Raw genomic sequence first — 25,489 nt, 5'->3', positions numbered from 1 at the left:
AACGGAAGTGTTGGCTTGTATCTTTTTGCGTTTGTCATAGGCGTTGTTGCCATAATAACTTATTTATTTTTACAATAATTTTTACATAATGGATGTAACTACACTATTAATTATTCTTCTGGTTGGCGCATTTGCAACTTATATTTCGGGCGATAAATGGGCTCCAAAAGTGGCCTTGCTTTTTGGATTAGCCGCTTTTGCAGGTTCCATTTGTTTGCTGAGCCAATACAATTTAGGAAACGAAATAAATTATGCAAAACTTTGGATAGCACAACCCAAAATCTATTTTGCGTTACAAGCTGATGGACTTGCACTAGCGATGCTTTTGTTGACAACCGCTTTGACGCCAATTATCATCTTTTCTTCCTTTGGAAATACCTATAAAAATACGAAAGCATTCTATGCATTAATCTTGTTTATGAGCTTTGCAATGGCGGGAACTTTCCTTGCCTCCGATGGACTTTTATATTACATTTTCTGGGAACTTTCGTTAATTCCAATTTACTTTATCGCCTTGATTTGGGGTAATGGTGATGCTGAAGAACGCAAAAAAGCAGTGGTAAAATTCTTTATTTACACGCTTGCCGGTTCGTTGTTTATGTTAGTTGCCTTCATTTACTTGCACCAGAAAGCAGGAAGCTTTTTAATCAGCGATTTGACTAAACTTGAATTATCTTCAACAGAACAATTCTGGATATTTTTGGCTTTCTTCTTGGCTTATGCCATCAAAATTCCGTTGATTCCTTTCCATACTTGGCAGGCAAAAGTGTACCAAAAAGCACCAACCGTTGGAACAATGTTGCTTTCGGGAATTATGCTAAAAATGGGATTGTACAGCGTTATTCGTTGGCAATTGCCTATTGCGCCATTGGCTGCAAAAGAATACATGTACATATTTATTGGCCTTGGAATTGCAGGCGTAATCTATGGTTCTATCGTGGCATTGCGTCAAAAAGATTTGAAAAAATTATTGGCTTATTCTTCCTTGGCACACGTCGGATTAATAGCTGCCGGTTCTTATACTTTAACGCTTGACGGTTTGCGTGGAGCAGTTTTGCAAATGATAGCACACGGTTTTGTGGTTGTCGGCTTGTTTTTTGTTGCCGAAATTATCTTCAGAAGATACGAAACCCGTGCCATTGCAGAAATGGGTGGTATTCGCGCTCAATCGCCAAAATTCACTTCGATGTTTATGATCTTGGTTTTGGCATCCGTTGCCTTGCCATCGACATTCAACTTTGTGGGAGAATTTACAGTATTGTACAGCCTTTCTCAAATAAATATTTGGTTTGCCGTTTTGGGTGGAACAACCATAATTTTGGGTGCTTATTATATGTTGAAAATGTTTCAACACGTAATGTTGGGCGAAACCAATACCAAATTATTCGCCGATGTATCCTTCAACGAAGGATTGACTTTGGTAATCATCATCGCCATTTTGTTCTTCTTTGGATTGTATCCAAAACCAATTATGGACTTGATTACGCCAAGTCTCGAAAACATTTTAACTCAAGTAAACAGATTTAACTAAGTCAAATAAAAAAAATGAATACATTAATAGCTATAACGGGATTAGGTGTTTTATGCCTTTTATTTGAAATTTTAAATTTTAGAAAAGCCATCGTTCCCATAACAATCATTGGGTTATTGGCAGTCCTTGGATTAACCTTTACAGAATACAATACTCCAGCAAATTACTACAACAACATGATTGTGGTGAGCAAATTCTCTGCTTCATTTTCGGCATTGTTTATTGTTCTTACCATTTTCTTGGTGGCTTTGGCACACGATTTCTACGAAGATCACCCAACCAAAATCTCCGATTTTATTGCCATCAAAATATTTATGTTGGCCGGAGCAGTTGCCATGGTTTCTTTTGGAAACTTGGCGATGTTCTTCCTTGGAATAGAAATTTTATCTATTTCGCTTTATATTCTCGCCGCCAGTAACAGAATGAATGTAAAAAGTAATGAAGCCGGAATGAAATATTTCTTGATGGGTTCTTTTGCTTCAGGAATTATATTATTTGGAATTTGCTTGATTTACGGTGCCATGGGAACTTTTGACGTTGCCGAAATAACCGATTGGTCTCGCTCCGCCGAATTGCCTATTTGGTTTCCAATAGGAATTTCATTGGTTACCATTGGAATGCTTTTCAAAGTTGCCGCCGTTCCTTTTCACTTTTGGGCACCGGATGTTTATGAAGGTTCTCCAGCATTGACAACCGCAACGATGAGTACTTTGGTAAAAGTGGTGGCAATGGCAACACTGTATAAATTATTGACCGCCATGAATGCCGATCTTTCGAATGCATTTGTCAATATCATCATGATAGTGTCGATTGCTTCAATGACCGTTGGTAACATAATGGCCTTGAAACAAACCAACGTGAAACGTATGTTGGCTTTCTCCGGAATTTCACACGCCGGTTTTATGTTGATGGCATTGTTAAGCATCAGCAATTCGGCAGGAAACTTGTTGTATTATGCCTCGGCTTATGCATTGGCTGGTATTGCAGCATTTAGCGTGATTTTATACGTTTGCAAGAACAAAAACAACGAAGATATTGCCAACTTTAACGGTCTGGGAAAAAACAATCCTTTGATGGCGGCAGTGCTTACGGCGTCTTTGCTTTCGATGGCCGGAATTCCAATTTTTGCTGGATTTTTTGCCAAATTAGTTTTGTTTAATCAAACTATCGAAGCCGGTTATTTAGTGGTAGTTATTGCGGCGGTTGTGAACTCCATCATCAGTGTGGGTTATTATTTCAAATTGATTTTGGCGATGTACAACAAAGAGCCAAACGAAGAAGTTGCGAAAACGCCTTTTGTATTTTATGCTGTAGCTGTCGTGGCTATTCTTTTGAATATCGTTTTAGGTTTATTCCCTTCTGTAGTATTGGATTTATTGGGTTAATGCTAAATAGAAAATAAATTACACAAAACCATCAAGAGCAATTTTGGTGGTTTTTGTTTTAATGATAAAATAATAATCACAAATTTTAAAATCAAATAGAAGGCAATAATTTGTGAAAATTTGTGAAATTTGTGGTGAAAAAATAATGATTATCCTCTTTACAGACAAACACATAAGACTCATCAAAATATGTTTTTCAACTCGCTAACCTTTGCCATTTTTCTGCCGATAGTTTTTCTGCTTCATTGGTTTGTTTTCAGCAAAAACAAAAGCACGCAAAACGCATTCTTGGTGGTGGTGAGTTATTATTTTTATTCCTGTTGGGATTGGCGTTTCCTGTTCTTGTTGTTGTTTTCAACCTTTTTGTGTTATTTCACGGGAATCCAAATAGAAAAAAGCAAGCAGGAAAAAAGCCGAAATTTTTGGTTCTGGTTGAGCATCGTCTTCAATCTGGGGTTTTTGGCCATCTTCAAATACTACAACTTTTTCGCATTTTCCTTGTCGGAAGCTTTGAACTCCATTGGACTGCATTCGAGTCCGCTTTTGCTGGACGTGATTCTTCCGGTCGGGATTTCTTTCTATACTTTTCACGGTCTGTCCTATGTAATTGACATTTACTACAAAAGAATAAACTCCGAGAAAAACCTGGTCGATTATGCCTTGTTCGTGAGTTATTTTCCGCTTTTGGTGGCTGGTCCCATCGAAAGAGCTACGCATTTATTGCCTGAAATTAAAGAGAAACGAAACTTTGATTTCGAAAAAGCCAAACAAGGCGTTTACCAAATCATTTGGGGATTGGTCAAAAAAGTGGTCATTGCCGACACTTGCTCCACTTATGCCAATGCCGTTTTCGACAATTATACCTCGATGAATTCCTTGTCCTTAATTTTGGGAGCGGTTTATTTTGCGTTCCAGATTTACGGTGATTTCTCGGGTTATTCGGATATGGCTTTGGGAATGTCAAAATTATTTGGTTTGGATTTGCTCAGAAACTTCAATTATCCTTATTTCTCAAGAGATATTGCCGAGTTTTGGCGTCGTTGGCACATTTCGTTGTCTTCCTGGTTTCGGGATTATTTGTACATTCCGTTGGGCGGAAGCCGTGGCAGCAAAATCAAACAAGTGCGCAACGTGTTCATCATATTCGTCGTAAGTGGTTTTTGGCACGGTGCCAATTGGACATTCTTGGCTTGGGGATTCATCAATGCGCTATATTTCTTGCCTTCCCTGCTCTTGGGAACCAACCGAACCAATATGGAAACAGCCGAATTGCATTGGGATTTCAATTCCGTGAAAGTGTTTTTCAACATCTTGGTCACGTTCACTTTGGCTTGTGTGGCCTGGATATTTTTCAGGGCAAACACCATTCACATTGCTTTCGATTACATTGGCAAAATTTTTACCAACGGAACTTTCGCTTCGCAATTCCTGCCCAACCAACGCTACAGTCACGAAATGCTGTTGCTGATTTTGGCTTTTGTCTTGGTCGAATGGAACAGCCGTTACAAAATAGAACCTATTTCGGGAAAATACAGCTGGTTGAAAATGGCTTTGTGTATCTTGGCGATTATCGCCTTGGGAACTTATGCCGATTATAAAACATTTATTTATTTTCAATTCTAATGACATCGCAAACAACAACAAGTTTGCGTAAGCAAACACCGATAAATAAAAAAGCGATTGCATATATGACCGCTAAAAAATATATTCTACATATATGAATAAGTTTGTACTATTAGTTGCCAAAGCATTGCTTACGATTCTAATACTTTCAGTAGCACTGGACTGGATTTACACGACCGTATATTTGCATTCTTCCAATCGAGGAAAAGTGGAAAACGTGTTCAATTCCAAAGCCAGAAATTATGATGTAGTGATTTTGGGTTCTTCAAGAGCCAACAATCATTTCGTGCCCGAACTGTTTGAAAAAAAAGGATTGAAAACCTTCAATTACGGGATGAGCGGCGCCCATTTGTTTGAAGCTTCGCTAATGCTGAAATTAATGGCAGAACGCCATTACAAAATCAAGACCGTGATTCTGGAAGCCGATTTGGGACTTTGCAACGAAAAAGAATCCGATATGATTGCAGCAAAATTCCTGCCCTTCATCCATCATTCCGAAGTAATCAAGAACCATTTTTCGAAACTGGAAAATTTCAATGAGTTGTATTATATTCCTTTCTACCGTTATGTCGATTTTGATGCACTAATAGGTTTCCGTGAAATGTACAATACCGCTACGGACGAACCCACGAATATTTTGGACAATCAAGGATATCATCCTTTGGGTCACAAACCTGGAAATATGAAGAACGACATCCGAGCATTGAAACCCATTCGCAACAAATATTATGAGGAAATCAAGCAAATTTGCCAGCAAAACCACTACAATTTGATTACCGTGATGACGCCAATGTGCTCCAATGTAACCGGAATGGATTATTTTGAAAAAGCCAACAAAATCTATCCCGAAATTCACAATCTGGAAAACGTGGTGCAAGGAGACCAATACTTTTCTTCCTGCGGGCATATGAACGATACGGGAGCGAGGCTATTTACGGAGATAGTTATCAATAAATTTTTTGAGAAGAAATAAAAATAAAATGGCAAATAACACAAAAACAATTCGTTGGGGAATCTTGGGATGTGGCAACGTTACTGAAGTAAAAAGCGGCCCAGCTTATCAAAAAACGGAAGGTTTCAAAATTGAAGCCGTGATGCGAAGAGATGCTGAAAAAGCGGCCGATTATGCCAAAAGACACAATATCGATAAATATTATTCGGATGCGGATGCCTTAATCAACGATCCCGAAATCGATGCTATTTATATTGCCACACCACCAGACACACATCATTTTTATGGACTAAAAGTGGCTTCGGCGGGAAAAATTTGCTGTATCGAAAAACCATTGGCACCGAGTTACAAGGAAAGTCTCGAAATTTACGAAGCCTTTCAAAACAAAAATATTCCACTATTTACGGCCTATTACAGACGAACTTTACCGCGTTTTGAACAAATAAAAACTTGGTTAGACAATAATGCCATTGGAACCGTGAGAACCATTCGATGGAATTTGACCAAATCGGCTTCTGACCAAGATTTGTCGGGAGAATACAATTGGCGCACCGATGCCAAAGTCGCTCCCGGTGGCTATTTTGACGATTTGGCGAGTCACGGTTTGAACTTGTTCACTTTCCTTTTAGGAGACATCAAGGAAGTTTCGGGTTACAGCTTGAACCAACAAGAATTGTATTCGGCCAAGGATGCCATCACCGCTTGCTGGATTCACGAATCGGGCGTTACGGGAAACGGCAACTGGAATTTTGGAAGCCATCAAAGAGAAGATAGTGTTGAAATTGCCGGAAGTACAGGAAAAATAACATTTTCCATGTTCGAAAATGACCCAATTATACTTTCTAATGAAGAAGACGAAACGGAACTCTTTATCGAACATCCTGAAAACGTGCAATTGCACCACGTGGAACGAATTCGGGAACATCTTTTGGGCAACACGCAGCATCCTTCTGCCGATTTTTCGGCCGTGAGGACCAGTTGGATTATGGACAAAATTTTGGGAAACCTATTGGAATAAAAAAAACAGCTCCAAATATGAAGCTGTTTCTTGTCAAAAGATTTGTTGAATTACTATCTTTTAGAAAATGTTTTTACAAAGGTTTTATCGTTATCTGTCACTACAAAAGTGTAGGCTTCGTTTAGAAAGTTGTTGATGTCAAAAACCTTGGTCACATTTTGACCCGTAAGGAAAGCGCTATCATAAACCTCATTGTATTCGCTATCGTAAATTTTTATATTCACCGGAGATTCATCAAGATTTAGGATGTTTACACTTACCAATCCATTTTTGTATAAATATACTGGTTTGTAAACCTCTGAAACTGCATTACCTGATAATGAAGCCATGTCTCCAACAACTGAAATTTCATATCTAGAAACTTTTGTGTCAGATTCAGCTTGCAGGAAGTAAGTTCCTTCCGGTAAGGCTTTCAAATCATAGGTTCTATTGACATTTTCTTTAGAACTCACATTTTCCGAGTGAATTAATTTATCGTTTGCATCATAAATAGATAAATCGATTTTATCTGTCTGATTTAAGGCAAAAGTTACCATCTTTCCTTGTTCTTTTTTTACATCCAATGTAAAATCAACAGTACCAGCTTGCATATTCATAGTTAATAATGTTACTACCAACACTAAACTAAATTTTGAAATCTTTTTCATAATTGTACTTTTTAAGTTATTAATGATTTTATTTGAAGCAAAGATATAGCAGTGATTTGGCGAGCAACAACACCCAGTTTTCCAATTTGTATTCTATTTTACCTTTTACGAAAACGATAAAGGTTAAAAAAGACAATTGTGTGTTGTTTTGAGTTAATTTTGCATTGATTCCAAATTGCAACATTATGAAATCGCCATTAAAAAACTCTTTGCGGAAGCAATTGGATAATCATCGAACTCCGATGAAAAAAATTGTGAGGTAAATACCATTAAAGAAAAAGACGATACCTTGCTCAAAATAACTTGAACCTGTATGAAAAAGATACTTCCTACCCTAGAAATTATTGAACCATCGTTTGGAAATTCCTTTACTTTGACTAAATATGACGGAAATGAAAATAGCAAAGCCCATTTTTGGCATTACCATCCCGAAATCGAATTGGTGTATGTAAACGGTGGTGCGGGAAAACGCCAAGTGGGCAGCCATATTTCTTATTACACCAGTGGCAGTGTCATTCTTATAGGAAGTAACTTGCCCCATTGCGGTTTTACCGATGAAAAAACCGGAAACAAAAAAGAAACGGTGATACACATAAAACCAGACTTTCTGGGGACTGATTTTTTTGGAATATCAGAAATGAAAAACATCAAGCATCTTTTCTATAGAGCCAAAGCGGGGATTGTCTTTATCGGTGAAACCAAAAAAAGGCTTGGAAACAAAATAGAACTTATTGAAAATCAACCTCCATTTGAAAGACTGCTCACTTTGCTCTCAATTCTAAATGAAATGGAAGAAGCCACTGAATTCAAGGTTTTGAATGCCGAAGGATTTTCGATGCAAATGCAAATGCAGGATAACGACAAAATAAACACGATTTTTAATTATGTGAAAGATAATTTCCAGGAGCAAATTACTTTAGACGAAGTGGCTGCATTGGTCAGTATGACAGTTCCCTCTTTCTGCCGTTATTTCAAAAAAATTACCAAAAAAACGTTTACCAAGTTTGTCAATGAATATCGTTTGGTCCATGCGTCCAAACTATTGGCGGAAAAACCAATAAGCATTACCGAAGTTTGTTTTGAAAGCGGCTTCAACAACTTTAGTTACTTCAATAAATCATTTCAAGAATTTACGGGCAAAAGCGCTTCGCAATATCGAAAAGAATTGCGCTCCGTTCTGGAGTAAATGAAACATCAACAATAATTTAAAACAAAAATTCCCGTTGACACAACATCAACGGGAACTTTAAACCAACCATTTTTAACCAACCTAGTTATTTATCCTGATATCTAAACTCCCCGTTACTTTGGGTTTTGAGTTATTAGTTCTATAATAGACATCATCTTGATCATTCGTGTTTTGGGCATAATCATGATCATAGTAATCATTATTGTTTTGGCTGTATTGGTAAGCTCTACCACCTTTTACGGTTCCAACAATGTCAACAATTTGGCCACGACGGTTATAGATAATTTGCAAATCACCCACTCGATCCAAAGCGTAGCGGTTGTAAGTCATGTAAACAGAACCTACTCGCATAATTCTACCATAAGCATCATAGTTTACGAACACGTTTCCTACACGTCTTACTCTACCCATGTTGTCGTGTTCAATTTTCACACCATAATTCCTGCTTTGAACATTTGCATTTCTGCCATAGGTTTTATTTACGACACCCATTCTTCTGCCTTGTTTGTAATACACTTCGCCATTTGAAGGACGCGTGTTAAAATCAAATTGTCCGTCAGGGAATATAAAGAATTCAACGCCTCTTTCCACAAAAACGATGGGATCGGCATTTCTAAAATCAACAGGAGATTTTCTATCGTTTCTTTCTGCTGCATTGGCTACAATACTTCCCATAAAGAAAATACTAGCTACTAAAAAGGTAATTTTTTTCATGATTTCCAAAATTTGGGTTTTGCCTACTCTTGAGCTTTTCGGCTTTCGCTTTTTGCATTTGTTTGATTGGGTATATCCAAGTAGCGTGCCAAAAATTGGAATCCGAATTTCGTGTTTTTAAAGTTCGGACCAATAATTCACAATCAAACTCCACGATTACAGCACTTTAAACCCAAAATAATTTTTAAAAAATTTTGAAAATTGGCAGTTCTTTAACTAAAAACAAACTTCATTAGCTCCGCAAAGTCTCCGACTTTGAGGATGCGTTAGTCAGTCTCCGACTGACAACAATTCCCAATAAAAACCTAAATTAAAAACAGCCGAAACCAGAATGGATTAATTTTGCAACAGAAAATCAATTGGCAAAGCCAATAAAAGAATCAGGATATGGAAAACAAATTGAAAGTACAGATATGGTCGGATATTATGTGTCCGTTTTGTTATATAGGAAAAAGAAGAATCGAAGAAGCATTAAGCCAATTCGAACACAAAGAAGCCGTTGCCATCGAATGGAAAAGTTTTGAATTGGATGCTCATTTTACTCCTTCATCCAATGATAATTTGGCAGAACATCTCGCTGATAAATACGGAAGAGATATCGACTGGGCGCAAACTATGCTGGAGAACATGATCCAAAATGCTAAAGCGGCTGGACTGGATTTTCATTTTGACAAATCAGTTCTGGCCAATTCCCACAATGCCCACCGATTGTTGCATCTGGCAAAAAAACACAGCCTTGCCGACAAATTAGAAGAAATATTATTCAAAGCCTATTTCACTGATGGTAAAGATTTAAACAATTTGGACACATTAGCCGAATTGGGAATTGCAGTAGGCCTCGATGTCGAAGCCGTTGCCCAAGTTTTACAATCCAATGCCTACAGCAATGAGGTAAAACAAGACATTCAAGAAGCTGGTGCCATAGGCGTTCAAGGCGTTCCTTTTTTCGTTTTCGACAATAAATACGCCATTTCCGGCGCGCAACCCTCCACGGCTTTTTTGCAAACCTTGGAAAAAGTCTGGCAGGAAGGACAATTCGATTCGAAAATAACCTTGGTAAACAGCACGACAGAAAACAGTTGCGACATCAACGGATGCGATTAAACTGATTGGGACACGGATGACACGGATTGCCAAGGCAAAACACGGATAAAAACGGATTTTTCAATCCTGTAAAATCAGTTGTATCAGCGGAACACCCGTGTCATCAGCGTCCATTTTTTATCAACAATATTCCAAAATTAACTTTTCATCTACCCGACCTGAAATCATTATTCCGTAATTTTACGGGATGTATGCTTTAGTCGATTGCAACAATTTTTACGCTTCCTGCGAAAGGGTTTTCCAGCCCCAATTCGTGGGAAAACCCGTTGCGATATTATCCAACAACGACGGCTGCGTGATTTCCAGAAGCAACGAAGCCAAGGCCGTTGGCGTTCCGATGGGCGCTCCGGCATTTCAAATCAAGGAATTAATCAAAGAAAAAAACGTCAAGATTTTCTCTTCCAATTACCCGCTTTATGGCGATTTGAGCAATCGGGTAATGACTATTTTGAACCAATTCACTCCCAATCTGGAAATTTACAGCATCGACGAAGCTTTCCTGAATTTTGACGGATTGAACATTCCCGATTACCACGATTACGGCCTCCAAATGAAAACCCGCGTCCAAAAATGGGTCGGAATTCCCGTTTGCATTGGCTTTGCCGAAACCAAGGCTTTATCGAAAGTGGCCAACAAAATTGCCAAGAAATTTCAAGACAGGACAAAAGGCGTTTACGTTATCGACTCCGAGGAAAAACGCATCAAAGCACTGAAATGGACCAAAATTGAAGACGTTTGGGGCATTGGCTATCGAATGAACAAAAAAATGAAGTTGAAAAACATCAAAACTGCCCTCGATTTCATCCATCCGCAACACGAAGCTTGGATCAGGAGAGAAATGGGCGTTGTGGGACTTCGATTGAAATACGAACTCGAAGGAAAATCGGTTTTGGACTTGGAACCCATTGCCGAGCAAAAGAAAAGCATCGCCATTACCCGAAGTTTTCCCAAACAAATTGCCGATTTTGATTTGTTACGCGAGCGCGTGGCGACTTTTGCCTCGGTTTGTGCCGAGAAATTAAGGGCTCAAAAATCCTGTTGCCACACCATTATCGTGATGCTGGTCATCGACAAACACAGCGTTCAGGCATCGAAATATTATTTTAATATGGCAATTACTTTACCTTTTTCGACCAATTCGACCTTGACCATTTCGAACACCGCCATCGACATATTGAAAAAATTGCACGCTGGAAACGAAAACATCAAGTTCAAGAAAGCAGGCGTAATCGTAACCGAATTGATTGACGAAAACAGGAAACAATTGCAATTGTTCGAAGAAGAAAACCCAAAACATTTGGCCTTGATGCGAGCAATGGACAAACTGAACACCAAAATGGGCGACAAAAAGGTGAAATTGGCGTCGCAAGATTTGGAAAGAACTTGGAACATGAACCAAAATTACCTTTCGCCGAAATATACCACCAACTTCAAAAACATTCTCGAAATACGATGTCAATAAAAAAAGACCAAAAGCTGATTTTTTTCACTCCCAATTTCGAAAGCGAGCTGCGAATCCCTTTCATCAAAGAAGGTGTTTCGGCAGGATTTCCCTCGCCTGCTGCCGATTTTATGGAAACCGGCATCGACCTGAACAAGGAATTGAGCGAAAATCCTTTGGCCACTTTTTATATCAGGGTCAATGGAAACTCGATGATTGACGCCGGCATCAACGACAAAGACGTTTTGGTCGTTGATAGAAGTCTGGAACCCCAAAACAACAAAATCGCGATTTGTTTCATCGACGGCGAATTTACCGTAAAACGCATCCAAGTCGAAAAAGATTGCTTGTACCTAATGCCGGAAAACCCCAATTATCCTGCCATAAAAGTCACCGAAGAAAACCAGTTAATCATTTGGGGAATCGTGACTTATGTTATAAAAAAAGTATAGAAACAAAAAAAGCCTCTTCTTTCGAAGAGGCTTTTAAGTACCCGGAGCCGGAGTCGAACCGGCACGGTTTCCCACAGGTGTTTGAGACCAGCGCGTCTACCAATTCCGCCATCCGGGCTTCAGCAGACCGAAGCAACAACAGTTGCTTCACGCATTAAAAGAAAATTGCTGTAAAAACAACCCCTTTTTGTTTAACACGGTGCAAATGTAAAAAATAATATTAAAGATTCTAATAAAAATACTGAAAATTTTCCTTTCAGAGTTCAATTTTATTCCTAAATTTGCACCTCGGTAAAACGAAACACACCAACTAACTACATCCGAGGCGTATACATCATCAGGCAAAGACAAAAATCAAAACCGAATTGTGTTAGCGTAGCGGAATAAAAACAACATACTAAATGTCACACTTAGAACCAGAAGCTAAAATTTTTGCGTGCTCTGAAAGTGTTTATCTCGCAGAGATAATAGCCAAAGAATACGGAATTCCTTTAGGCAAAGTTACAATGTCTAAATATAGTGATGGAGAATTCCAGCCATCCTATGAAGAATCCATTAGGGGTTTACGTGTGTTTATTGTCTGTTCAACTTTTCCAAGTTCTGACAATTTAATGGAATTATTGCTTATGATTGATGCCGCAAAACGAGCATCGGCCAGACACATAACGGCAGTAATACCTTATTTTGGATGGGCAAGACAAGACAGAAAAGACAAACCAAGAGTTCCAATTGGAGCTAAATTAGTGGCTAAGTTATTAGAAACAGCCGGCGCAACAAGAATTATGACAATGGATTTGCATGCAGACCAAATTCAAGGATTCTTTGAAAAACCAGTAGACCACCTTTTTGCCTCGACAATATTTTTGCCTTATGTAAAAAGTTTAGGATTGGCAAATTTAACCATTGCATCACCTGATATGGGAGGTTCAAAAAGAGCTTATGCCTATTCAAAATTCTTGGAATCGGATGTAGTAATTTGCTACAAACAACGAAAAGAAGCAAACATTATCGACACCATGGAATTAATTGGTGAGGTAAACGGCAAAAATGTGATTCTAGTTGACGACATGATTGACACCGGAGGCACATTGGCGAAAGCCGCAGATTTAATGATAGAAAAAGGAGCATTGAGCGTAAGAGCAATTTGCACACATGCCATTTTATCTGGCGCAGCATACGAAAAAATAGAAAATTCGAAATTAGTCGAATTAATAGTCACTGATTCCATTCCGTTAAAGAAGGAATCAAAAAAGATAAGAGTGGTAAGTTGTGCACCTCTTTTTGCCGAAGTAATGCACATGGTACAACACAACAATTCCATTAGTGGAAAATTTTTGATGTAATTTCTGTCTCGAAGGCACAAAGACACAAAGAATTGAATGGTTGCAATTACCATTATTAAAAAGTAATTTATTATTAACTATATTTTTTTACAATGAAATCAATTACAATTAAAGGATCAGAAAGAGAAAGCGTGGGCAAAGTTGCGACTAAAGCCTTACGTAATGCTGGAGCGGTTCCTTGCGTGCTATACGGAGGAAATCAACCAGTGCATTTTTCAGCAGACGAAAGAGCATTCAAAACATTGGTTTACACTCCAAACGCACACACTGTTGTGATTGAACTTGGTGAAGGAAAATCATTCAATGCCATTTTACAAGACATCCAGGTTCATCCTGTGTCAGACAAGATTTTACACATTGACTTCTTTCAGTTATTTGATGACAAAGAAATCACTATGGAAGTTCCTGTAAAAATCGTTGGAACATCAAAAGGTGTTCTTGGTGGTGGTGTTCTACGTTTAAACACACGTAGATTAAAAGTTAAAGCGTTGCCAAAAAATCTTCCTGATTTTATTGAGGCCGACATTACTCCACTTGAAATGGGGAACAAATTGTATGTTACGAAACTAGTTTCTGACAACTACAAATTATTGCACCCAGACAACACCGTTGTTTGTCAAGTAAGAATTTCTCGTGCAGCTATGAAAGCAGCTCAAGAAGCAGCAAAAGCAGCAAAAGCACCTGCAAAAGGAAAGAAAAAATAATCTTTTTTCAATCATTCAAGAAAGCATCAGTTGTAAAACTGGTGCTTTTTTTGTTTAATGGAATGCCTCCAATGGCCTTTTCAAAAACATTTTCCAATTTTCAAATTAGCTTATTTTCAAATTAGCTTACTTTTGCATTATGATAAAATGGTTAAATAAACTGTTTTCAAGAACAAAAACAGCAGACAACACTGATTATATGAAAAAATTTTTAATTGTCGGACTTGGCAACATTGGCGCCGAATATGTTAACACCAGACACAATATAGGTTTCAAAATCGTCGATTTTTTAGCCAAAAAAGAAGGAATCCCTTTCGAAACCGTAAAACTGGGTGCACTCGCCGAATACAAGCTCAAAGGAAGAACATTTTTGCTCTTGAAACCCAATACCTATATGAATCTGAGTGGCAAATCCGTAAAATATTGGATGGATAAAGAGAATATCCCTCTCGAAAACATCATGATCATTACAGATGATTTGAATTTGTCTTTCGGAACCATTCGCATTAGAAAAAAAGGCAGTGATGGCGGACACAACGGACTAAAAAATATTCACGCCATCTTAAACACGACTGATTACACGCGCTTTCGTTTTGGCATCAGCGACGAATTCAAAAAAGGGAAACAAGTAGATTACGTTTTGGGCGAATGGGACGAAGAAGAAAAAACAAAACTTCCGGAGCGACTGGAATTGGCCTCCGAAATCATAAAGTCCTTTGGAACCGCCGGGTTAGAAAACACGATGACTGCTTTTAACGGGAAATAATAAAATGGGATACTTTTTTATGTTATCTTGGCTCTTCTTTTGAGAAAAACAAAAAACATTTTCTAATTTTTCTCCATTTTTATTTACAACTTGTTAAAATCCTTAACTTTGACAAATATTTTGATACGATGAAAACAATTACTCCGCTTTCTATCCAAAGAATCCTTGTTATCCTTTGTTTATTTGCTCTTGGCAATGCCTACAGTCAAATTAAAAGTCCATCTACCAAATCTATACTTGGTAAATCCATTAAGGCGAAAAACAGCAATCCAAACAATGCAGCCATTCGATGTGTCACTGTAGAATATGAGCAGTATCTACAAGAAAAAAATCCAAAAAGATTAAAAGAAGCCCAATTTGAAGCTTGGTTAAGCCCATTGGTTACCAAATACAAAACGATGCGAACCAGTTCTAAAACTGCCGCAACAATAATAACAATACCTGTTGTTGTTCACGTGATTCACAGCGGTCAAGCAATAGGCGTTGCACCAAACATCACCGATGCTCAAATACAATCACAGATTACAGTTTTGAACCAAGATTTTGGAAGAATGCTTAATACACCTGGTTATAACGCAAATCCGGTAGGAGCTGATGTTCAAATTCAATTTGTTCTTGCAAAAGTAGATCCAAACGGAAATCCAACTAACGGAATTGATCGTGTGGCTTTTATTCAAGAATCTTGGGTAGGAAGAGGTACTGACATAGATTTAATTGTAAAACCAGCTACCATTTGGGATCCTACCCAATATTTGAATATGTGGACTTTTAACATAAGTGATGATATACTGGGCTATGCTCAATTTCCAAATTCCTCAGGTTTACAAGGGCTTAACAGTTATGAAGGAGACGCAAATACAGATGGCGTTATTTCAAGTTATGATGTTTTTGGTAGTAGTGACATTAGCGCTTCCTTTTTATTGGCCAGCCCATACGACAAAGGAAGAACCATGACTCATGAAGTGGGACATTTTCTTGGACTAAGACATATTTGGGGTGATGGAAATGGTGATGAAGCGAGTAACAAACCTGATTGTATCGCCACTGATTATTGTGCAGATACACCTCAAGCAGGTTGGGAACACTTTACTTGTGGCGTTTTTGACACTTGTCCATCTGATCTGGGTAATGATATGGTGGAAAATTACATGGATTACACTAACGATGCCTGTATGAACATATTTACCCAAAATCAAAAAGACAGGATAATGGTCGTTATGGCTAATTCCGATAGAAGAAGTTCTTTAAAAAATTCAACAAAAGGCAATGCAATTCCTTTATTCCCCAATGACGCCGAAGTTAAAATCGAAACCGATTATGCTTTAGCCAATGTTTCTGACTGCGCATCATTACCGGCTGCCACAAACAAAAAGGTGACACTAACCAATAGAGGAACATCTCCTTTAACATCCGTAATTTTAAATTATTCCATGAGCGGAGGAGCCAATCAAAACCAAACTTGGACCGGTAATCTAGCACAAAATGAATCGGCAATGGTAACACTTCTAAACACGGCTAGTTATGGCATCTTAAACGCAAGTGTAGGAACAACAAATGGAACTACTGACGAAAGGGCCAGCAACAACACAGATACGGAAACTTTCTCTCCAATTAATTATACATTTACCAACTATGTGTTTAACTTACAACAAGATTTTTGGGGTGATGAAATTACTTGGGATTTAAAAGATGGAGCGGGAACCGTTTTATATAGCGGTGGTCCTTATGAAGGCAAGCACAGTGAAATTTTACCTTTGCCTGCACTAATAACCGAAAACTGGACGCTTGCCAATAATCAATGCTATACATTCACCATATTTGACTCTCAAGGTGACGGAATTTGTTGTGGTGGTGGAAATGGTTATTACAATATTAAATCTGCCGATGGAACAACAACTGTTGACTCAGGAGCATCTTACGGCACAATAAAAAACATCCTTTTTACCACCAACACCCTTGGAACAAACGAGTTTGAAACATCAAACGACATTTACCTGTATCCAAACCCCACAAAAGGCACATTGAACATCAGTATTCCAAGTAATTTTGGTTTGCCGAATAGTTACGCCATCAGCAACGTTTTAGGCCAGAAAATCAGTCAAAAAGAGGTTTCAAAAGAATCGGATTTAATCGTAAACACTTCGACTTTAAGCAATGGAATCTACTTTATCACCATTGTAAAAGAAGACCAGAAAAGAACCTTGCGATTCATAAAAGAATAAGGTTGCAAAATAAAATTGGAGAGGGTTGATTTATTTCAATCCTCTTTTTTTATATGTTATTATTAGTATAAATTTGCAGCATTCTAAAACAATTGCTTTGAAGATTTTTCATTCCATAAACGATTTCCGTTCCGCCAAAAAAACAATACTCACTTTGGGCACATTTGACGGCGTGCATATGGGTCACAGAAAAATTTTGGAAAAAGTAACCCAAAATACAAAAAACGGGGAATACGAAAGTGTGGTGCTTACTTTTTTTCCGCATCCGCGAATGGTTTTACAAGGGGAATCTGAGGTCAAATTACTCAATACGCTATCTGAGAAAATAGATTTATTGGAAAAAATAGGCATTCAAAATCTTGTCATTCATCCTTTTGACGAAACCTTTTCGAGATTAACCGCCGAAGAATTTGTTGAAACCGTTCTTGTGAATCAATTTCATATCCAAAAAATAATTATAGGCCACGACCACCGTTTTGGAAGAAATCGCACGGCAAATATTGATGACCTAATTGCTTTTGGAGTACAACATAATTTTGAAGTAGAACAAATTTCCGTTCAAGAAATAGATGCTGTTTCGATAAGTTCCACCAAAATCAGGACAGCTTTGCTGACAGGAAACATGGCTTTGGCCAATGAGTTTTTAGGCTACGACTATTTTATGTCAGGTACTGTTTTGAAGGGAAAACAATTGGGAAGAACCGTTGGATTTCCGACTGCAAACCTTCAAATAGACGAAAACTACAAACTCATTCCTCAAAACGGGGTTTATGTGGTCAAAAGCATCATCAACCAAAAAACCATTTTCGGAATGATGAATATTGGGTTTAATCCAACCGTGGCAGGAAAAAACTTATCCATCGAAATTCACTTTTTTAATTTCGATGCTGATTTGTATGACCAAAAAATATCGGTTTCTTTGCTTGAATACCTTCGTCCGGAACAAAAATTCGACTCGATTGATTTACTAAAACAACAATTGGTAAAAGATAAAAATGATGCTTTGGCCTATATTAACAGCCTTTAATATTTGAATTGAGCCACTTTTACTTTGCCGTTTGACAGCCCGCATTGTAGTTCTATAAACCAAGAGAAGAAAAACAGTACTACAAATTCCATAAAAAAACCCATTCCCTTTATTTATTGGAATGGGTTTTTTATTTATTAGACAAATGAGATTGCCATTTATTAATTGACAATGATTTTTTTGCTGCTTTCGCCTTTCGTCGTTTTAATTTTTACAACATAAATTCCAGAGCTCATATTTTTTATTGGAATTTGAACATCAGTTTGTTCACTCTCGCTAACATCCCAATTTTCAATCTTTTGACCTAACATATTGAAAAGCGCAACCGAATTTACTGTTGCCTCCGCCAAGTTGTTTTTGATGATTAATGTTTTATAATTATTGGAATAAAAAGCCAAAATTCCATCCTCTTTGTCTGTTGTGTCCAAACTAAGGGTTTTGTTAGTGTACTTTAACACAAAACGATCATTGAAAGTCCCTTCCGCTGTGTTGAAAGTATAATTCCCTCTTTTTAAATCAGTTACCGTATTAGTAACCTTGTCCTCTAGAAACACGGCCTGATTGGCTAACAATCCATCCACTTGGGCAATGTTTATAGTGAAATCACCATTTATTGTAGTACGATATCCTAATGGTACTTCGTCATTTTCATCAAATGGCAAAGCTCTACCTTGAATCACCAAATTGGCATCTTGGTTCAGGCTATAAAAGTCAATAAATTCGTTTCCGTCAAAACTCTCTCCGTCAAAACGATCGTCATATTCATTGGTAGCGCCTGTTATGTAACCTACCAAGGTTTGCTTGAAAGCACCTTGTGTATTGGTCAAGTTTAACCAAATTCGGTTTTTTTCGATAACTTTAGTATTTGCCGTTTTCCCGTTAGGGTTTTTAGTTTTGAAAAACTGGGAGTTGTTCCCTGTTATGCCATTTACCCCTACTCGCATCGTGTTGTCGTATACAATTTTGCTGGTTGCAGGAATTCCAACTTTAGTAGACGCAAAAAAACCTTGACCTGAAGCAATTTTTCCAGTTGGAGTACTCTTATTGCTTCCAGGGCTTGTTGCTGGACCTGTTGTAGCATCTGAATCTATTCCTACACCTCCTGTAATATTGTAAGTTGCATAATCATCTGAAGTGTAAGCAAAAGCGCCGGAACCAGCTGAACCGTTAGTAATATTTGTGGCATCTTGTATTACAGTATTGTGTGTCCAAAAATATATCGTTCCACTCAAAACAGCAGCATTGTCAGTCAAAAATTCATCTGCATCCAAAGCCGATGGATATGGATTTCCTAAAAGATATGATCTATCTGCAATTACATTATTGATTTCGTAGTGACCGTTATTTGGTACGCCTGTAAAAGTAACATCCAATTGATTAGAAGGAGGCGAACCTGCCGATGGAATCTCAGCACCTTGATTAGCAATGTATCCTTTCCCTGCAACCATATCTGTGTCCGCATCAAAAAAACTCCAATCTTCTCCTGCGGTTGTAACTTCATATGAATAGAAGGTGCCTCCATCGGGATATAATTCCCCTAAAGTCATAGGAGAAACAGGTGATGACCAATATGTGTAATCTGTTTTACGAGCAGTGGTAATTCGCTGGTAATCTATATATCCAGAATTAGCTTTAGTTGTAACATTATTTATTTGAACCAAACTAGCTGTATTTTCAAAGTTTAAAAAACCTGAATCCACATCTACGAAATCAGTAACAGTAAGTGTATTTGAAGATTTTACAGTTAATGCTCCCGAATTTAAAATTGTTAAATTATTTGCGTAAGCTACAGAATTTGTTCCTGAAATAATTGGGGATCGTGTAGTAGATGGTATGGTGACGCAATTAGATGAAGTTGGCACTCCACTAGGAGTCCAGTTTGCAGCTGTATTCCAATCAGTGCTTACAGAACCATTCCATACTTTATCAGGGTTTATTATTGTTACTGCTGACGATGCCGCTGAAGTACAACTACCATTAGAAACAGTATAAGTATAGGTTCCAAAAGCAAGTCCTGATATAGTTGTACTAGTTCCTGATCCTGTAGTCGTTTCACTTGATGTTCCACTTCTTGTTAAAGTCCAAGTTCCTGTTGCTGGTAAACCATTTAAAACAACACTTCCTGTTGATAAAGTGCAGGTTGGTTGAGTGATAGTTCCTATTGTTGGGGTGTTTGACAAAGGCTTTACGGTAACTGTAATTGTTTCAGTATTAAAATATGTATTACCATTATAAGTTGTAGTACAAGTTAGTTTAGCTGTATAAGTACCAAAAAGGGCATTACTAATAGTTGGATTTTGAGTAGATGTTGTTGTAACTAAATTGCTAGGGTTAGTTATTGACCAACTGTATATAATACCAGAACCTGTTGCCCCTGTATAACTACCAAACAAATTAATTGTGCTGCCTTGACAAACAGGCGAATTGGATGCAGCAACAGCATTTAATGTCCCTCCACCATCCATAATGTTTTCAAAAATAAGTCCTGTATCAGAATTTCCAGTACCATTACAGTTAGCATACCTAATTGTCCCTATAAAAACAGAGTTATCATTGGTACATCCTTGGTTTGTAGCAGTTAAACCATTCTCACCTACTTGAAGAGACGCATTTTCAGGTAAATTAAAGTCAGATTTTTTTCCAAATAAAATTGACCCCATAGTAGGAGTAACAACAACTGATAGAGTATTTATATAATTACTGATTTCTAGCCTTAAAGTCAATTGACCACTTATTGTAAGTACTCCTATAGAATTAATAATATCTGAATTGGCAATTATAACGTCTCCGGCTTGAATCAAAACAGCTCCAGTTCCTGCTATTTGACCAGGATATCCTTGTCCAACAGTAGGTTGAATCCAAGAAGAACCATTCCAACGCTGCCAGCTCGTAAGATTTGTCCAATCCCCGGTTGTGTTTACATTAGAACGATAATCTCCAGCTGCTTGTCCAAACATAAGGTTAGCAAAAAACAGATTTACGACAATAAGCGTGTAGGCAAATTTTTTAGAATTAAGTAAAAAAATTTTCATAAAGGATTTTTTTAACACCTGCTCATAAATTAATTTTAAAAAACAGATAAATTAAGGGCAGTACAAAGCAAACTAAACTTGGTAAGAGAAAGAAATTAAATCGTTTAACTACATTTTTATTAGATGTATTGCTATTTTTATAAGGGGCAAAAATTTCATTGTTTGTGTTTATAATAAAAAAAACGAAATTTGAATGCTGAACATTTAATTATTTCTGACAATAACCCCCTGATGAAAGACATTTTTTCCATAAAAGAAGCCATACAAAAGATAGAATATTTTTGTGCTTATCAAGAGCGATGCCACGAAGAAGTAGTGGCTAAGTTACAGACTATGAAGATGGATTCAAACGAAATCGACCAAATTATGGTGCACCTCATCGCCTCTAATTTTCTAAACGAAGAGCGTTTTGCATGCAGTTTTGCCAGAGGAAAACACCGTATCAAACATTGGGGAAAAATCAGGATTGCCAACGAGTTGAAGTTTAAAAACATATCACAAACACTTATAAATACAGCTCTAAAAGAAATCACTTCCGAAGAATATCTGGAAACATTTCACGCATTGGCCGATCGAAATTGGGAATCCATTCGGGAAACGAATGTTCTAAAAAAACGAAAAAAATTCTGTGATTATATGCTTCGACGTGGTTTTGAGAGTAATTTGGTTTACGACAAAGTGAAGGAATTAGAAAATAGTGGTCAGTGATAAGTTTGCAGTAGCACAATTTCCTGAAGAACCAAAAATTTAGTTGTTTGTCATTGATATTGGTGCGACAATCTATTTAAAATTATACCGTATTCCAAACAACAGATTTCCTTTTGGCATGGGAACCAAATTCGTTTCAGTATACACCGTATTGAAAATATTATTGGCAAACAATGAAAACTCAAAAGCACTTAAAGTATAGGCTGCACCCAAATCTACAACCGCATACGAATCGCCATTAGTTCGTTCCGAATAGCGATATAAAATCGAATTGGTAACGTTTTTCAAGAATTGCATATGGCAACTTCCCACAACTTGATGCTTCAATGAATTGACGGAATACTGCGAAAAATTATAAGTGCTTTGTTTAACTGTGTCTTCTATAAAAGAATAGCCTAACTGTAACTTTTGGTTAAAAGAGTTCAAAGTAAACATATAATTGAGTTGTGTTTCAAAACCTTTCGTGGTAACATCCTGAATATTATGGGGTTGCCAAGGATCCGTGTTTTGCATTTTAACATAATCAATCAGTCTATTGGAGTCGCGATTAAAAACCGCCATTGTGGCATTAAAACGTTCCGTATTCCATTTTAATCCAATTTCCTGCGAAAAAGCTTTCTCCGGTTCCAATTCAGGATTCCCTATTGTAGTTGGTGATTTATAATTCAAATCGGTAAAAGTTGGGACTCGGTACGTATAACCCACATTTCCATAAACCCTTACATTAGGATGCAATTGATATCCAATGTCAACACCTGGAAAGGCGAAAAATTTGAAATCCGAAAAATAAGTCACGGCCACTCCCGGGGTGATGTCCATCTTGTCATCAAACAATTCAAAGCGATGTTCCAAAAACAAGGTGCTTACAAAACGGTTGTTGTCCCCTAGATTGTTACTCGAAAGATACACTTTTGCAGTTTCCACACCAAAACCTGTAACTCCAATATTTGAGGTGTACGACCCATTTAATTCGGCCGCGATTTTGTTTGAAATATGCAAATTTCGGTAAATGGATGGATTGTTTCTAATATAAATATATTCATCCTCATTTCGCCTCCAATACACCCTTGGCTTCCACGTAAAATTGCCATTTTTGATAACTGTCGAAAAACCCACCAAACTCGCTTTTGTTTCTTCATATTGGTTAATGGCTGCAGGCGAAGCATAAAACCCGTTTGCACCAAAGTTTCTGTCTGAAAGAGAAATCAACATAGCAATGGGCAAATTCTTCTTGTTGAAAGTGCTCTTTAATACAAAATTTTGATTGTCATAATCGGTGTTGTAGCGATAACCTTCCGAGGTGTTTTTTGAATAATGAATAATATGGCTGCTTTTGTCCAAACTAATTCCCGCAGTAACTGCAGCATCCATTTGATTGTAAGACCCACCTTGTACACGCAAGGAAACATCTGAATCAGGTAAATCTTTTGTGATGATGTTGACGGCTCCATTAAAAGCATTTTGGCCAAATATTCGCGCAGCTGGCCCTTTTATAATTTCAATTCTCTTAATAACTTCAATGGGCAAAGCCAGATTCATAGTGTGATGTCCCGTTTGGGCATCATCCACCTTAATTCCATCCACAAGCAATGAAGTTTGGTCAAAACTTCCGCCACGAATGTATAAATCAGCTTGCATTCCATTTGTCCCACGGCGCCTAATGTCAATACCCGCAATTTGCTGTAAAGCATCGGCAACAGTTGAAATTCCGGTTTTTTTTAAATCTTCGGCAGTAATCAACTGAATGGTCCTGGAATTTTTTTCGAAAGGCAAATCAATCCTTGTGGAAGAAATGACAACTTCATCAAGTGTATCTGTCTTTTGGGTGTTTTCCTGTGCGTTTGCTATCAAACAAGAAATAAAAAAGGAGGCCAACAGGTATTTATTTTTCATTTATTAGGGTATTTGATTATTTTAAAACGTTGCAAAAGTCGTAACTTTCCGGACTATTAAAATAGTCCAGTTTTAAAATGATAGATAGTCCGGTTAATGCATTGTTGAAAAAACTGATTCACTTTGATAAATCAAGTGCCAGTCCAGTTTATATCCAAATTTCCCAACAAATCATCAATGCCATCCAGCGCGGTTATTTGGCAGGAGGCACTTTATTGCCCGGAACCAGAATCTTGAGTCAATTAATTCAAGTCAACAGAAACACGGTCGTGGCAGTTTATGATGAATTAGCCTCTCAAGGTTGGGTTGAAATAAGGGCTAACAAAGGTACTTTTGTAATTGTACCTGAACAGAAAACAGCCACCATAAAAGCACGGTCGAACAGAATAGGAGACCTTTACAATTTTGCAGAAACAACCGGATTTCCCTTTCAACCCTCTTTTCATTTGTCATCAACGCAAGAATTTTCAGCAGCCAAGTACGAATTAAATGATGGACAACCTGATTTAAGACTCCATCCCATTCACGAGTTTTCAAAATGGTATGGTGCTTCGATGAAACGCAAAACATTGATTTCTAAATGGAATCAAAATAAAAAAACAAGACATTCGGTCTTTGAAAACCAACTGTGTAATTATTTGAATGCTACAAGGGGATTTCACATTAAACCCAAAAACCTAATCAGTACAAGAAGCACCGAAATGGGTTTGTACATTATGGCACAACTTTTAATTCGCCCAAAAGAGGTGGTTTTGGTTGGGGATTTGAGCAATTATGCTGCCAACATGATTTTTCAACAATCGGGGGCCACTATCAAAACAATTCCTGTTGACGAACAAGGCTTAAATGTGGATTATATTAAAACCCATTTTGTAAAAGGCGCGATTCGCTGTGTATATCTTTGTGCCAATCGGGATTATCCGACCACTGTTTCATTAAGCGCTGAACGTCGTTTAAAACTGTTAGAACTGGCAAAGGAATACCAATTTGCCATCATAGAAGATGATTTTGATTATGATTTTCAGTTTGAAGGCTTGGCTAAACTACCCATCGCCAGCTCGGATGCCAATGGAATGGTCATTTATTTGGGAAAGCTTGGTCAATCTTTATTCCCAAGTTTTCAAACAGGATTTGTGGTAGCTCCGGAAAATTTAATTTCAGAAGCCAAAAACTATTTGCAAATACTGGATCGACAAGGCGATTTAATCCAGGAACAAATGCTGTCTGAATTGATTTATGAAGGCGAAATTCATCGATTACTCAAAAAAAACGTCTTGGTCTATAAACAACGACGGGATTTTTTATGCCAATGTTTGGAAGAAAATTTCAAAGACACTATTCGTTTTAAAAAACCAACGGGTGGCTTGGCACTATGGCTGCAATTTAATACCGTGATTCCTTTGGTTCAACTTTCAGAACAAGCGCTCAACCACGATTTGTTTTTGCCCAAAACGATTCTTTATCAAGACAAAGACACTTGCGCAATTCGCTTGGGTTTTGGCCATTTGAATGAAGAAGAAATTGAGGCTATCGTAAAGAAATTGAGACAGGCTTATGATTTAGTTCTAAAATAAAAAAGTCACACATTGCTGTATGACTTTTAGTTTTATTATTGAAATTGTCTTAGTCGGCTAAAACAATTACTTTATTGTCTTTCATTTCGATAGTTCCAGAATTGATGGCAATGGTATAATTCTGATCATTCACTTTCGTGAATAAATCTTCAGTTTCCTTGCTG

20 protein-coding genes and 1 tRNA gene are annotated in these 25,489 nt (G+C 37.6%); 16 read left to right on the top strand and 5 right to left on the bottom strand.

From position 1 onward, the window contains the following. Positions 1-88 precede the first annotated feature (88 nt). The 5 genes from C0430_RS01570 to C0430_RS01550 all read left to right on the top strand — a co-directional run bounded on the left by C0430_RS01570 (position 89) and on the right by C0430_RS01550 (position 6,509). Positions 89-1,531: an NADH-quinone oxidoreductase subunit M gene (locus tag C0430_RS01570; protein WP_290864780.1), complete on the top strand. Its 1,443-nt coding sequence runs from the start codon at positions 89-91 to the stop codon at positions 1,529-1,531. 14 nt (positions 1,532-1,545) lie between these two features. Continuing rightward, positions 1,546-2,916, top strand: a complete 1,371-nt coding sequence (locus tag C0430_RS01565) for an NADH-quinone oxidoreductase subunit N (protein WP_290864778.1) — start codon at positions 1,546-1,548, stop codon at positions 2,914-2,916. 189 nt (positions 2,917-3,105) lie between these two features. Beyond that, the gene (locus C0430_RS01560) at positions 3,106-4,539 is read left to right on the top strand and encodes an MBOAT family O-acyltransferase (protein ID WP_290864776.1); all 1,434 of its coding nucleotides are present in this window, start codon (positions 3,106-3,108) and stop codon (positions 4,537-4,539) included. 94 nt (positions 4,540-4,633) lie between these two features. Further along, a complete protein-coding gene (locus tag C0430_RS01555) occupies positions 4,634-5,512 on the top strand; it encodes a hypothetical protein (RefSeq protein WP_290864774.1) in 879 nt (292 codons plus the stop codon). Between the two features lie 7 nt (positions 5,513-5,519). Beyond that, the gene (locus C0430_RS01550; RefSeq protein ID WP_290864772.1) at positions 5,520-6,509 is read left to right on the top strand and encodes a Gfo/Idh/MocA family oxidoreductase; all 990 of its coding nucleotides are present in this window, start codon (positions 5,520-5,522) and stop codon (positions 6,507-6,509) included. Positions 6,510-6,562: 53 nt separating this feature from the next. Here the strand turns inward: C0430_RS01550 and C0430_RS01545 are convergent, their stop codons facing one another. Continuing rightward, on the bottom strand, positions 6,563-7,156 hold the full coding sequence (locus C0430_RS01545; protein ID WP_290864770.1) for a T9SS type A sorting domain-containing protein: 594 nt from the start codon (positions 7,154-7,156) through the stop codon (positions 6,563-6,565). A 313-nt stretch (positions 7,157-7,469) separates the two neighbouring features. Here C0430_RS01545 and C0430_RS01540 point away from each other — a divergent pair, with 313 nt between their 5' ends. Continuing rightward, on the top strand, positions 7,470-8,342 hold the full coding sequence (locus C0430_RS01540) for an AraC family transcriptional regulator (protein WP_290864768.1): 873 nt from the start codon (positions 7,470-7,472) through the stop codon (positions 8,340-8,342). Positions 8,343-8,426: 84 nt separating this feature from the next. Here C0430_RS01540 and C0430_RS01535 read toward each other — a convergent pair whose 3' ends face one another. Further along, on the bottom strand, positions 8,427-9,059 hold the full coding sequence (locus C0430_RS01535) for a hypothetical protein (RefSeq protein WP_290864766.1): 633 nt from the start codon (positions 9,057-9,059) through the stop codon (positions 8,427-8,429). Between the two features lie 387 nt (positions 9,060-9,446). Here C0430_RS01535 and C0430_RS01530 point away from each other — a divergent pair, with 387 nt between their 5' ends. The 3 genes from C0430_RS01530 to umuD all read left to right on the top strand — a co-directional run bounded on the left by C0430_RS01530 (position 9,447) and on the right by umuD (position 12,056). Then, complete coding sequence (locus C0430_RS01530) at positions 9,447-10,163, top strand: DsbA family oxidoreductase (protein ID WP_290864764.1); 717 nt, start codon at positions 9,447-9,449, stop codon at positions 10,161-10,163. Between the two features lie 187 nt (positions 10,164-10,350). Beyond that, a complete protein-coding gene (locus tag C0430_RS01525; RefSeq protein WP_290864762.1) occupies positions 10,351-11,625 on the top strand; it encodes a Y-family DNA polymerase in 1,275 nt (424 codons plus the stop codon). Beyond that, entirely contained in the window at positions 11,616-12,056 is a 441-nt protein-coding gene (gene umuD / locus C0430_RS01520; RefSeq protein WP_290864760.1) for a translesion error-prone DNA polymerase V autoproteolytic subunit, read from the top strand. The genes C0430_RS01525 and umuD overlap by 10 nt, the downstream gene beginning before the upstream one ends. A 38-nt stretch (positions 12,057-12,094) precedes the next feature. On the opposite strand, the gene C0430_RS01515 is transcribed toward umuD, so the two are convergent. Then, positions 12,095-12,174 (bottom strand) — tRNA-Leu (locus tag C0430_RS01515). A 283-nt stretch (positions 12,175-12,457) separates the two neighbouring features. On the opposite strand from C0430_RS01515, the gene C0430_RS01510 reads away from it, so the two are divergent. The 5 genes from C0430_RS01510 (at position 12,458) to C0430_RS01490 (ending at position 18,118) form a co-directional block, all read left to right on the top strand. Next, positions 12,458-13,399, top strand: a complete 942-nt coding sequence (locus tag C0430_RS01510) for a ribose-phosphate pyrophosphokinase (protein ID WP_290864758.1) — start codon at positions 12,458-12,460, stop codon at positions 13,397-13,399. 92 nt (positions 13,400-13,491) lie between these two features. After that, positions 13,492-14,103 carry a 50S ribosomal protein L25/general stress protein Ctc gene (locus tag C0430_RS01505; RefSeq protein ID WP_290864756.1) on the top strand — a complete coding sequence of 204 codons (612 nt, stop codon included), beginning with the start codon at positions 13,492-13,494 and terminating at the stop codon, positions 14,101-14,103. 139 nt (positions 14,104-14,242) lie between these two features. Further along, positions 14,243-14,869 (top strand): aminoacyl-tRNA hydrolase, encoded by a 627-nt coding sequence (pth, locus tag C0430_RS01500; protein ID WP_290864754.1) that lies wholly within the window; start codon positions 14,243-14,245, stop codon positions 14,867-14,869. A 128-nt stretch (positions 14,870-14,997) separates the two neighbouring features. Further along, positions 14,998-17,091, top strand: a complete 2,094-nt coding sequence (locus C0430_RS01495) for a T9SS type A sorting domain-containing protein (protein WP_290864752.1) — start codon at positions 14,998-15,000, stop codon at positions 17,089-17,091. Between the two features lie 97 nt (positions 17,092-17,188). Next, the gene (locus tag C0430_RS01490) at positions 17,189-18,118 is read left to right on the top strand and encodes a bifunctional riboflavin kinase/FAD synthetase (protein WP_290864750.1); all 930 of its coding nucleotides are present in this window, start codon (positions 17,189-17,191) and stop codon (positions 18,116-18,118) included. A gap of 161 nt (positions 18,119-18,279) precedes the next feature. Here C0430_RS01490 and C0430_RS01485 read toward each other — a convergent pair whose 3' ends face one another. Further along, entirely contained in the window at positions 18,280-21,075 is a 2,796-nt protein-coding gene (locus C0430_RS01485; protein WP_290864748.1) for a T9SS type A sorting domain-containing protein, read from the bottom strand. A 306-nt stretch (positions 21,076-21,381) separates the two neighbouring features. On the opposite strand from C0430_RS01485, the gene C0430_RS01480 reads away from it, so the two are divergent. Further along, positions 21,382-21,858 (top strand): regulatory protein RecX, encoded by a 477-nt coding sequence (locus C0430_RS01480; RefSeq protein ID WP_290864746.1) that lies wholly within the window; start codon positions 21,382-21,384, stop codon positions 21,856-21,858. Between the two features lie 72 nt (positions 21,859-21,930). Here C0430_RS01480 and C0430_RS01475 read toward each other — a convergent pair whose 3' ends face one another. Then, the gene (locus C0430_RS01475; protein ID WP_290864744.1) at positions 21,931-23,751 is read right to left on the bottom strand and encodes a TonB-dependent receptor; all 1,821 of its coding nucleotides are present in this window, start codon (positions 23,749-23,751) and stop codon (positions 21,931-21,933) included. A gap of 77 nt (positions 23,752-23,828) precedes the next feature. Between C0430_RS01475 and C0430_RS01470 the strand changes: the two genes are divergently transcribed. Further along, complete coding sequence (locus C0430_RS01470) at positions 23,829-25,325, top strand: PLP-dependent aminotransferase family protein (protein ID WP_290864742.1); 1,497 nt, start codon at positions 23,829-23,831, stop codon at positions 25,323-25,325. Positions 25,326-25,489 lie beyond the last annotated feature (164 nt).

Source organism: Flavobacterium sp. (assembly GCF_013823965.1).
Lineage (GTDB): Bacteria > Bacteroidota > Bacteroidia > Flavobacteriales > Flavobacteriaceae > Flavobacterium.
The sequence above is the reverse complement of the archived record's forward strand: the minus strand, read 5'-3'. Positions and strand labels throughout refer to the sequence as shown.

What these genes read in the sequence shown, in the direction of transcription:
- C0430_RS01570 (WP_290864780.1), top strand. Translation starts at nt 89, where the DNA reads ATGGATGTAACTACACTATTAATTATTCTTCTGGTTGGCGCATTTGCA.
- C0430_RS01565 (WP_290864778.1), top strand. Translation starts at nt 1,546, where the DNA reads ATGAATACATTAATAGCTATAACGGGATTAGGTGTTTTATGCCTTTTA.
- C0430_RS01560 (WP_290864776.1), top strand. Translation starts at nt 3,106, where the DNA reads ATGTTTTTCAACTCGCTAACCTTTGCCATTTTTCTGCCGATAGTTTTT.
- C0430_RS01555 (WP_290864774.1), top strand. Translation starts at nt 4,634, where the DNA reads ATGAATAAGTTTGTACTATTAGTTGCCAAAGCATTGCTTACGATTCTA.
- C0430_RS01550 (WP_290864772.1), top strand. Translation starts at nt 5,520, where the DNA reads ATGGCAAATAACACAAAAACAATTCGTTGGGGAATCTTGGGATGTGGC.
- C0430_RS01545 (WP_290864770.1), bottom strand. Translation starts at nt 7,156, where the DNA reads ATGAAAAAGATTTCAAAATTTAGTTTAGTGTTGGTAGTAACATTATTA.
- C0430_RS01540 (WP_290864768.1), top strand. Translation starts at nt 7,470, where the DNA reads ATGAAAAAGATACTTCCTACCCTAGAAATTATTGAACCATCGTTTGGA.
- C0430_RS01535 (WP_290864766.1), bottom strand. Translation starts at nt 9,059, where the DNA reads ATGAAAAAAATTACCTTTTTAGTAGCTAGTATTTTCTTTATGGGAAGT.
- C0430_RS01530 (WP_290864764.1), top strand. Translation starts at nt 9,447, where the DNA reads ATGGAAAACAAATTGAAAGTACAGATATGGTCGGATATTATGTGTCCG.
- C0430_RS01525 (WP_290864762.1), top strand. Translation starts at nt 10,351, where the DNA reads ATGTATGCTTTAGTCGATTGCAACAATTTTTACGCTTCCTGCGAAAGG.
- umuD (WP_290864760.1), top strand. Translation starts at nt 11,616, where the DNA reads ATGTCAATAAAAAAAGACCAAAAGCTGATTTTTTTCACTCCCAATTTC.
- C0430_RS01510 (WP_290864758.1), top strand. Translation starts at nt 12,458, where the DNA reads ATGTCACACTTAGAACCAGAAGCTAAAATTTTTGCGTGCTCTGAAAGT.
- C0430_RS01505 (WP_290864756.1), top strand. Translation starts at nt 13,492, where the DNA reads ATGAAATCAATTACAATTAAAGGATCAGAAAGAGAAAGCGTGGGCAAA.
- pth (WP_290864754.1), top strand. Translation starts at nt 14,243, where the DNA reads ATGATAAAATGGTTAAATAAACTGTTTTCAAGAACAAAAACAGCAGAC.
- C0430_RS01495 (WP_290864752.1), top strand. Translation starts at nt 14,998, where the DNA reads ATGAAAACAATTACTCCGCTTTCTATCCAAAGAATCCTTGTTATCCTT.
- C0430_RS01485 (WP_290864748.1), bottom strand. Translation starts at nt 21,075, where the DNA reads ATGTTTGGACAAGCAGCTGGAGATTATCGTTCTAATGTAAACACAACC.
- C0430_RS01480 (WP_290864746.1), top strand. Translation starts at nt 21,382, where the DNA reads ATGAAAGACATTTTTTCCATAAAAGAAGCCATACAAAAGATAGAATAT.
- C0430_RS01475 (WP_290864744.1), bottom strand. Translation starts at nt 23,751, where the DNA reads ATGAAAAATAAATACCTGTTGGCCTCCTTTTTTATTTCTTGTTTGATA.
- C0430_RS01470 (WP_290864742.1), top strand. Translation starts at nt 23,829, where the DNA reads ATGATAGATAGTCCGGTTAATGCATTGTTGAAAAAACTGATTCACTTT.